This window comes from Microcoleus sp. B7-D4, from assembly GCF_036705125.1.
Taxonomy (GTDB): Bacteria; Cyanobacteriota; Cyanobacteriia; order Cyanobacteriales; family Microcoleaceae; genus Microcoleus.
The window spans coordinates 1-9131 of sequence record NZ_JAUBTT010000171.1 but is presented as its reverse complement, the minus strand read 5'-3'; the positions used below and the strand labels follow the sequence as shown (position 1 = coordinate 9131).

Genomic DNA, 9131 nt, shown 5'->3' with positions numbered 1-9131 from the left:
ACTCGATCGAATAAGGTTTCATTTTTTTCGCTTATGTACTAAATACAGTGTATCATATATACATGGAATATGCTGTAAGTTGTTCGGGGTTTTGAGAAGAGCCCGGAGTTTGATCTAATAAGGTTTTGTTAGTCTGAATTTCCGGCCGTTGTGGGGCGAAAGTTGGGGCAAGTCCGGGAATTAAGGATTCCATTTCTGTTAAAGGTTCTCTAATCTGGTCGGTTAAAGGCACTCGCTCGCGCTCCTTGAGAAATGGTTAATTTCTTTTAAATCATTATTCAGCGGTTGCTCATCATTATCGGCTCGGCTCGATGATAAAGATATTCGGGAAAATACATAATTTTAGAGCTTTTTTGGGTGTTGCTAGTCTGTTGGATTTCCAGTATATTTACTGGTAGTTTTTCAACTTATGCTAAATCTTTATGAAGGTAAGTTTTTTCAGGCAGGAAAATACTTAAATAACCGATCGCACACAGGGTCTCTCTTTGTTACCATCGGCTTGAATTATTATTAATCTGAGATGTTGCACCAATATCAATAAGGGGCTTTTTTGTAGGTGGGGGCGGGTTTATTTAACCTGTCTGCACCCCTTAAAGCTTTTGGTGAACCCGCGCCTACAGGTTTTTGATTGCGGGTGCAATATCTGGGATCGATACTCACCCCGTCAGGAAATCGAGCTCTTGCTTAACGATGGTTGACCCTGGATCGCAACTGCGCCCTCTACAGTTAATTTTCAGTCCCTTCCCTGTTCAAAACTTTCCTTCCCCGAACCCTTCCCCTTGCTCTCCGCTTCCTGTAAAGTAAATAATTGTAAAGAAATATGAGTTTTCTCTTATCCTCTGGTTAAGACCGCCAGCTAGCATTCACAATTAAGACCCGGATTATAAGTTCCTATGTCACAGCTTTTCCCGCGAAAATTTCTAGCCTCTGTTGCCGCATTTTTTCTGGCTTTGTCTGTGTGGACGATCGCACCTGCGGCCCACGCTTTCAATAATCCCGATTTGTTGCCGTCAACTCAGACGCCGATCATTGACTTAGCTAAAGCCCTCACGGATATTGAAGAACAAACTTTGGCAAAAAATTTAAAGGCATTTGAAGCCGAAACCGGCTGGAAACTGCGAGTGCTGACTCAGTACGATCGCACGCCCGGTTTGGCTGTCAAAAGTTATTGGGGGCTAGATGACAAGAGTGTGTTGCTAGTTGCTGACCCCCGAGGGGGCAATTTGCTCAATTTTAATGTGGGCGACTCGCTGTATCCGCTGCTGCCGCGCACTTTTTGGGTGGAACTGCAAACCCGCTACGGTAATCAATTTTTTGTGCGGGACAATGGGGAAGATCGAGCGATTATTGAATCTTTGGAGTCCATAGAAGGCTGTTTGCGTCAGGGCGGATGCCGCGTGGTTCCGGGTTTGCCGAGGGAACAGTGGGTTCTGACGTTAATTACGTCGGTGGTTGGCGGCGTCATCTGCGGGTTTGCGGCTCAGCCTCGGAAGCCGGGACAGGTTGTGGCTTGGCAGTGGGCGCTGATTTTTTCGCCGCTGTGGGGCATTCTGTTTTTTGCTTTCGGACTGGGGCCGGTGGTGACTCGGACTTCTGACTGGTTGCCTGTGGTTCGGAATGTGTCCGGTTTTGCGATCGGAGTTTTGGTGGCATTCCTGACTCCGGTGTTGGGCAAATCTTCTTCGTCGTCGGAAACTTAGTCAACAGCCAACAGCCAACAGTCAACAGTCAACAGTCAACAGTCAACAGTCAACAGTCAACAAATGACTAAAAGCTGGTAAGCTGATACCTGACAACTCACAGGCGACAGCTATCCAACAAATGGAATGGCACGTAAGCGATGCCCAGAGTCTGGGATTAATCGATAACGAAATTGGCGACCACGGTTTTTCAGCGGCGGAGTACGAAATAGTCCGCCGCGTGATTTATGCGACTGCTGATTTTGAGTACAAGTCTTTAATTAGTTTTTCCGATCAGGCTTTGCAAGCTGGGGCGGCGGCTTTGGCTGCTCGGACTACGATCGTGGTAGATGTGCCGATGGTGCAGGTGGGCATTACGCCCTTGATCCAAAGTACCTTTGCGAATCCGGTTTACTGTTCGATGGAGGCTTTGACGCGCCCCCAAAGGGAAAGGACGCGGGCGGCTTGGGGGATTGAAACTTTGGCAAGACGCTATCCTGAAGGGATTTTTGTGGTGGGCCAGGCTCAAACTGCTTTGTCGGCGATCGTAGATTTGATTGAATCTGAGGAAATTCGGCCGGCTTTGGTAATTGGAACTCCTTCTGGGTTTGTGGGGGTGGACGTGGCGAAGTCGCGGCTGCACGATTCGATGATTCCTCACATTCGGATTGAGGGCCGCAAGGGCTCTGCCGTGGTAGCTGTGGCTATTGTTAACGGGCTGGTGGATTTGGCTTGGCAGGCTTACGGCCAAGAGGGGAATAGTTGAGCGATAAGTCAGCAGTCATTAGTCATTAGTTATTAGTCGTTCTGGATTATTTCGATCAGTCTTGCGGTTAATTAACCAACTTTCAAATGATCGTTGACTTTCACTGCTGCGTCGGCCGGCTAGCAAACCTTCAACTCCAATATGTTCGTCTAAATCAACCCATTCAATGGCATAACCATCTCCAAGTAGCTGCCAATTATGTCTTTCCTCCGGAGTACCGTGCAACAAACGGGGATACCAAGCTAAGGGCACGCTCAAACTGCGACCATCAACTAAGTCCACAATTACTTTTTCATCTGTCACCGTGACTTTAATTACGAGGGGTTCTGTTTCAAGGATCAAAGTAGTCATGCCAAGCCTCCAACAATATTTGTTCATATTCCTCTACAAGACGAGCAATCTGGTTTAATTCATGCTCTTTGAAGCCTCGATTTTTTTCTAGAGATACAGGATTCATCCAAAATTTGGCAAGTTGCCGATCGCGTTTAACATGAATGTGGGCTGGTTCGCCTCGATCGGAACTAAAAAAGATGAAACTGTAGGGGCCAACCTGAAGAACCGTAGGCATTAGCTGCTATCTTGTGAATTTTGTCCTAAGTTTAACTTGCGATCGCTCTTAAATTTGTCGCTACTATCCATATTAATAATCAGCGGGCGATCGCCTTTTTACATCTCTACTTTGATTAGTGCGATCGCGGTCTTTTTTCCTACCTTTTTTAATCTGTTGGCTCATTTCTACAAACAAATCTCTGCGTAAATAAGGATAGTCGCTCACCCACACGTCGCGGCTGGGAATATAAATATCTGAAACTTTGGCAATTCTGCCTAAATCTTCTTGATTTGACATGATTAACATTAAAGCAGCTTGGCCGGGGACAATTCCTTGGTGATCTTTCCGCAAGGGAGCTCGAAGTGTAGTAGTAAATCCGGTTTTGTCACCAACTTCTAAGTTGATGCGCGGTTCTAGGTTGTCAACTATTACGAGTTGTCCTTTTTGATTGACTGTTTCTTCTTGACTTGTGACTTCATCTGTAATATATATATCCAAAACTCGTCCTTGCCAAAAACCGCAGTATTGATATTTGCGGCATTCTGCATTCCGCAAACTCGCCCACAAAATCGGCCCCCACAGCCAGTACAAACCAGCTATCAATCCGGTGATTAAAACTAGCGGCCCGACATCGGAACCGACGAAGTTATAAACTACCAGGAGGAAAACTACGCTGACTGCCGAGATTAACATTCGCCTCAAAAAATCGGGCGGTTTTCCCCAGATATATTTGTATTGCGCTCCCGTGGCGACGGCGGGAATTAGTTCTTGAAAGGTTTCGCGGGTTAAGGGAATTAGCATAATTAGTCAGTTGGCAGTTGGCAGTTGGCAGTTGGCAGTTGGCAGTTGGCAGTTGGCAGTAGTAACAAGTTACCAATTACCAATTACCAATTACCAATTACCTACAGTATTTTTTCCAGGCCGTAAACGAGCGATCGCAATTCAAGGACTTTGCGTATAGACAGCAAGACTCCTGGCATATAACAAGCTCGATCGCTCGTATCGTGTCGTAAAGTATAAACTTGACCGGCGCCACCAAAAATTACTTCTTGGTGGGCAATTAAACCGGGTAAACGGATGCTGTGAATGCGAATCCCTTCATCGGCCACTGAACCCCGAGCACCGGCTAATTTTTCGGTTTCCTCAACTTCTGGCAGATTGAAAGTTTTTCCCATTTCTGCTAACATTTGGGCAGTTTGAATTGCCGTACCGCTGGGAGCGTCGGCTTTTTGATTGTGGTGGAGCTCGATAATTTCTACGTGTTCAAAATACTGAGATGCCGTGACGGCGGCTTGTTGGAGCAACACCATGCCGATCGAGAAATTGGGTACGATCAAACAGCCGATGCTCGCTTTGTCAGCAAATTCAGCTAAGTTTTCAATTTGCTTGCTGCTCAATCCGGTAGTGCCGACTACTGGGCGAATGCCGTAAGCTATGGCCGATCGCACGTTTTCATAAACTGACGAAGGGTGTGTAAAATCTACCATCACCCCTAACTGCTTTTCCTGAGATGCTAATACCAGCATTCCTTGCAAGTCGTCAGTGATGGGAACTTCTAACGGGCCGCATCCGGCTAATTCCCCGGCATCGGCGTTGAGGCACTCAGGAGAGCGGTCTACAGCCCCAAATAAGGTCATGTCACTAGCATGGGCGATCGCCTTAATTACTTCGCGGCCCATTTTGCCGGCTGCACCGTTAACAATCACCGGAATGGGAAGTTGATTCGCCATAATCTCAAAAATATCCTGAAAGTTCGATCGACTAAATTTTAACGCTTGTGCGAATTTGGGGAAACAAGGATTGACCCTCCCCTGGCTAAAGCCGAGGGGATTCTAAGAGGATGTTACGAAACGGGATAAATCCGCGCTTCTTCACATTTTCTCTCTAGTTTCAGAAGATTAATCCTTCTTGGGGCAGTCAATGACCCCCTAGACACTCCGGCAAAGCCATTGTGCTTACTTTTCCTTCCGATATTTGCTGAACCATTCAAGTCACTGTTAACCAGATGTTTCTCTTTTGTCCGATACAATCCTCGCTTAATTCGTTTACCAGAGAACTGGTAATTCTTAGGATTGTCGGCATTGTAAACAGGTACTTCATCACCATCGATAGCACTTGCTTTGCTGGTATACGACTCTTCCTGTTCGGTGTAAACCAATCCGTATCGCTCACACAGCGATCTCAACTTAGAACGCAAAGAATAAAACGGGATTTGTACAAAGTTCTGGTTGTTGCACTTTCCGATGTTGATTTCCTGTTTGATTCCAGGATTATAACCAACAATCAGTTGTGCAATCTGGTTATCAATGCAGTGGTTGACTATAAACCGTGCTGCCTTGTTCAGGTAATCTCTCACCTGATTATTGCGCCTTACCACCAGCTTTACTTGCTGGTTGGTAATACCTTTAATTCCCTGCTTATCCTTGATGGATTGCAGACAAGCATTGCGTTTGTTGTACCACTGGTTAATCGATTTAATTGGTTTGCCATCCACCAGGAAGGATGCCCCATTGGTATCAACACAAGCAGCAAGGTTGTCTACTCCCAAATCAATGCTAATCGCACTACTGGGATTGACTTCTACGGGTTCTGGTTCTACTTCGTTGATAAATTCAACCTCGAAGTATCGACCGTTGTATTTGGGGTGAATGCGAATCTCTTTGAGGGATTCGTAGTTAATGCGGTCTGGAAAGTTGATCCAAACTTCCCCAAACTGTTTCTTGAATTGATTGGACATGGGTATCCGAAACTTGCCGTCTTTGATGACCAGTCTCGGTACTTTTGTCTTGTCCTTACGGGTAGACAACCCGCAAGGGATTATCAGCAAGAAGTAGCCGTCTGTTGGCAAGTAGTGAGGAAGCTTAACTCGCTGTTGGTAGCTTCCCTCCCTAACTGCACTAATCAATCCGTAGAAGCTTTTGAATATTCGGTCTACTACCTTCAGTGTCTGTTGAGCAATATCAGTGTTCAGCAACTGGTAGTTCTCGTTAACCTTACACTGGTGGTAGTTCGACTCGTAGCGCAGGTGCTTACGCTCCTGAAAGAAGTATTGTCGAACTGTGTAAAGCCCTACGTTGTAGAGGTTCTTACTCAGTCGGCACAATTCCTTGAGAGCCAAAAACTCGGACTTATTCAGTTCTCGCACTTGGTTCTTCTGGGTCAGGTACATAACCATCTTTTCGCTACTGTTATAAGTATACAGCGAAATGCCAGGATAAATCCTGCCTATCCCTTTTCCTCCCTGGTCTAAAGACGCAGGGTTTCCAACGAGGATTTTCTATGAAAGACAGGACTGGTGGGTAAATCTTGAGAAACCCGGTTTCCCATCCCAGAAATACTTTGCCAAATCGAGTAATTAGCTTAAAGAAACTCGGTTGTGGCACAAGTTCTGAAAAAATTACATTCAATCTCATATTAAGCTCAATTCTGTTAGAACAGACTTGTGCAAAGCTAATTTGCACCGACATATTTTTTCTGTGACTGCCAAATTCTCTCGAAATCTTCGATATGTCATGTCTGTGGCAACTGGCCTCAACCTGAGTTCTCAAAACCGACGGGTCAGGATTTTGCCTGCAATGCTTGTGGGCGCGACTGTAACGCTGCTGAATATGGGAGTTCGGCAGTTGGGAGGCCTGCAAAGCTGGGAGTTGGGGAGTTTTGACTCGTTAGTGCGCTTGCAGCCAGATTCCGGCCCCGATCCGCGGCTGCTGGTAGTGGAAATTTCTGAAGCCGATATTCAAGCTTTGGGGAGATTTCCGATTTCCGACAAGACGATCGCTCAAACCTTGGCAAAACTGCAAAAGTATCAGCCAAAAGTCATCGGTTTGGATTTGTACCGGGATTTGCCTCAAGCGCCGGGACACCAAGAATTGCTGGCAGGGCTGAAAGCACCGAATGTGGTGGCGATCTATAAATTGAGCGATTCAGAAAGTCAGGGAGTGCCGGCGCCTCCGGGGATACCGCCCGATCGGGTTGGTTTTAACGACTTCGTGCTCGATCCTGATGGTGTTGTACGCCGCAATTTGCTCTCAGTCTCGCAACCAGACAAAAAGATTGCTTTATCGTTTTCTCTGCAAGTGGCTTTGCTGTATCTCAAAGACAGAGTACAGCAGAAAAATAGCGCTGTTCATCCCCACCAAATCAACTGGGGAAAGGCAGAATTTGTACCTTTAACTTCTGACAGTGGTGGCTATGCAAATCTCGACGCCAAAGGCTACCAAATTCTGCTCAAATACCGTTCTGCGAACGAGGTGGCGCGACAAGTCAGTATCAGGCAGGTATTGAAGGGAGAAATTGAACCAAGCTGGGTTAAGGACAAGATTGTGTTGATCGGGACGACGGCACCGAGTACCAGAGATTTGTTTTTGTCGCCTTACAGCCCGGTTAAAAAGCAAAGTCCGAAAATGCCGGGGGTGTTGCTGCACACGCAAATGCTCAGCCAAATATTGAGTGCGGTTTTGGATGGACGATCGCTGTTTTGGGTGTGGCCAGAATGGGCGGAAATTTTGTGGAACTGTGCTTGGGCGATGGTTGGCGGGGTTTTGGCTTGGCGGATTCAGCATCCTGGGAGGGCGGGATTGGCTGGGGGTGCTGCATTGATGGGACTTTTGGGGATTAGTTATGGGATTTTTACTGGGGGTGGGTGGGTGCCGCTGGTGTCGCCGGCTTTAGGTTTGGTGGTGACTGGTGTGGGTGTCAGTGCTTACAGGAAGCTTTACGATGCTTTTCACGATTCTCTGACGGGTTTGCCCAACCGGGATTTGTTCGTGGATTGCCTGGGGCGGGCGATCGCCAATACTAGGGGCCGGCGCAGCTATCTGTTTGCGGTGCTGTTTCTGGATTTAGACAGGTTTAAGGTGATTAATGATTCTTTGGGTCATTTGGTGGGGGACGAACTGCTGATGGCGGTGGTGCTGCGGTTGAGGGCAAGTATTGGTCGTGCAGATACTGTGGCGCGGGTGGGGGGTGATGATTTTGCGATTTTGGTGAGGAATGTTGATGTTGCTAGTGCGGTGGATTTGGCCACTCGAATTCATCAAGCTTTAATTGTACCTTTTGAGTTGAAGGGGCAAGAGGTGTTTGTGACTGCGAGCATCGGGATTGCCCTGGGGGGCGAACCCGCTGCTACTGTCAGGGAACAGCCCGAACACTTGCTGCGGGACGCCCACACGGCGATGTACCGGGCGAAGGCTTTGGGGACGGGAAGGTATCAGGTGTTTAATGCTTCGATGCACGATTTGGCGGTGGAGAGGTTGCAGTTGGAAACTGATTTGCGGATGGCCCTCAAGCGTCGGGAATTTTTGCTGCACTACCAGCCGTTTGTATCTTTGGCAAGCGGGAGGATTATTGGGTTTGAGGCTTTGGTACGCTGGCAACACCCGCTGCGGGGTTTGATTCCGCCGATGAAGTTTATTCCGGTGGCTGAGGAAACGGGGGCAATTGTGCCGCTGGGTGAGTGGGTGTTGGAGGAGGCTTGCCGGCAGTTGGGGCTTTGGGAGGGAATGTTTGATTTCGATCGACCTTTGATTATGAGTGTAAATTTATCTGGGAAGCAGTTTGCCCAGCCGGATTTGGTCGATCGCATTCAGGTGATTTTGGAAACAACGGGTTTGAGTGCCGAGACTTTGAAGTTGGAGATTACTGAGAGTGTGGTGATGGATGATGTGGAGTCGGCGATCGCGGTTTTGAAGCACATGAAGGAGCTTAATGTCAAGTTGGGAATTGATGATTTTGGCACGGGTTATTCGTCGTTGAGTTATTTAAGTCGGTTTCCTACGGATACTTTGAAGGTTGATAAGTCGTTTGTGGGGCGGATGGAGATCGAAAGCGAGGGGGAGAATGTGGCGATCGTGCGGACGATTGTGGCGCTGGCTCATGCTTTGGGTATGGATGTGATTGCTGAGGGTGTGGAGACGGCGGCACAATTAGCTAGGTTGAGGTCGATCGGCTGCGAATATGGTCAGGGTTATTTTTTTGCTAAGCCGTTACCGAGCGAGGCTGCGACTGCTTTGATGGCTTCCGAGCCGCAGTGGTAGTTGTGGGTTTTTAGTTATTAGTTATTGTATAGCCTTTCGAGCTCTCATATGAGGTACTCATGGGCATAGGGCATAGGGCATAGGGCATAGGGCATAGGGCA

General features: G+C 47.6%; 9 protein-coding genes. 3 read left to right on the top strand and 6 right to left on the bottom strand.

From position 1 onward, the window contains the following. Nucleotides 1–52 precede the first annotated feature (52 nt). Nucleotides 53–232 carry a hypothetical protein gene (locus QUB12_RS35640; RefSeq protein ID WP_333310825.1) on the bottom strand — a complete coding sequence of 60 codons (180 nt, stop codon included), beginning with the start codon at nt 230–232 and terminating at the stop codon, nt 53–55. Between the two features lie 661 nt (nt 233–893). Between QUB12_RS35640 and QUB12_RS35635 the strand changes: the two genes are divergently transcribed. Both QUB12_RS35635 and QUB12_RS35630 read left to right on the top strand, forming a co-directional pair. Continuing rightward, the gene (locus QUB12_RS35635; protein WP_015179020.1) at nt 894–1700 is read left to right on the top strand and encodes a TPM domain-containing protein; all 807 of its coding nucleotides are present in this window, start codon (nt 894–896) and stop codon (nt 1698–1700) included. Between the two features lie 121 nt (nt 1701–1821). Next, a complete protein-coding gene (locus QUB12_RS35630) occupies nt 1822–2445 on the top strand; it encodes a precorrin-8X methylmutase (RefSeq protein WP_333058319.1) in 624 nt (207 codons plus the stop codon). Nucleotides 2446–2463: 18 nt separating this feature from the next. On the opposite strand, the gene QUB12_RS35625 is transcribed toward QUB12_RS35630, so the two are convergent. The 5 genes from QUB12_RS35625 to QUB12_RS35605 form a co-directional block, all read right to left on the bottom strand. Further along, complete coding sequence (locus QUB12_RS35625; RefSeq protein WP_333147168.1) at nt 2464–2796, bottom strand: DUF2442 domain-containing protein; 333 nt, start codon at nt 2794–2796, stop codon at nt 2464–2466. After that, nucleotides 2777–3013: a DUF4160 domain-containing protein gene (locus QUB12_RS35620; protein WP_333107757.1), complete on the bottom strand. Its 237-nt coding sequence runs from the start codon at nt 3011–3013 to the stop codon at nt 2777–2779. Before QUB12_RS35620 ends, QUB12_RS35625 begins: the two co-directional genes overlap by 20 nt. Nucleotides 3014–3085: 72 nt before the next feature. After that, nucleotides 3086–3796, bottom strand: coding sequence for a phosphate ABC transporter permease (locus QUB12_RS35615; RefSeq protein ID WP_333147166.1), 711 nt, complete (start codon nt 3794–3796; stop codon nt 3086–3088). Between the two features lie 101 nt (nt 3797–3897). Next, nucleotides 3898–4725 carry a 4-hydroxy-tetrahydrodipicolinate reductase gene (dapB, locus tag QUB12_RS35610; protein ID WP_333147164.1) on the bottom strand — a complete coding sequence of 276 codons (828 nt, stop codon included), beginning with the start codon at nt 4723–4725 and terminating at the stop codon, nt 3898–3900. Nucleotides 4726–4838: 113 nt separating this feature from the next. Continuing rightward, nucleotides 4839–6164, bottom strand: a complete 1326-nt coding sequence (locus QUB12_RS35605; protein ID WP_333301130.1) for a transposase — start codon at nt 6162–6164, stop codon at nt 4839–4841. Nucleotides 6165–6507: 343 nt separating this feature from the next. On the opposite strand from QUB12_RS35605, the gene QUB12_RS35600 reads away from it, so the two are divergent. Further along, nucleotides 6508–9030: an EAL domain-containing protein gene (locus QUB12_RS35600; RefSeq protein ID WP_333147160.1), complete on the top strand. Its 2523-nt coding sequence runs from the start codon at nt 6508–6510 to the stop codon at nt 9028–9030. The last annotated feature ends 101 nt before the right edge of the window (nt 9031–9131 follow it).

Excerpts from the sequence above, each read along its gene's own strand:
- QUB12_RS35635 (WP_015179020.1), top strand. The coding sequence starts at position 894 with ATGTCACAGCTTTTCCCGCGAAAATTTCTAGCCTCTGTTGCCGCATTT.
- QUB12_RS35630 (WP_333058319.1), top strand. The coding sequence starts at position 1,822 with ATGGAATGGCACGTAAGCGATGCCCAGAGTCTGGGATTAATCGATAAC.
- QUB12_RS35625 (WP_333147168.1), bottom strand. The coding sequence starts at position 2,796 with ATGACTACTTTGATCCTTGAAACAGAACCCCTCGTAATTAAAGTCACG.
- QUB12_RS35620 (WP_333107757.1), bottom strand. The coding sequence starts at position 3,013 with ATGCCTACGGTTCTTCAGGTTGGCCCCTACAGTTTCATCTTTTTTAGT.
- QUB12_RS35615 (WP_333147166.1), bottom strand. The coding sequence starts at position 3,796 with ATGCTAATTCCCTTAACCCGCGAAACCTTTCAAGAACTAATTCCCGCC.
- dapB (WP_333147164.1), bottom strand. The coding sequence starts at position 4,725 with ATGGCGAATCAACTTCCCATTCCGGTGATTGTTAACGGTGCAGCCGGC.
- QUB12_RS35605 (WP_333301130.1), bottom strand. The coding sequence starts at position 6,164 with ATGTACCTGACCCAGAAGAACCAAGTGCGAGAACTGAATAAGTCCGAG.
- QUB12_RS35600 (WP_333147160.1), top strand. The coding sequence starts at position 6,508 with ATGTCTGTGGCAACTGGCCTCAACCTGAGTTCTCAAAACCGACGGGTC.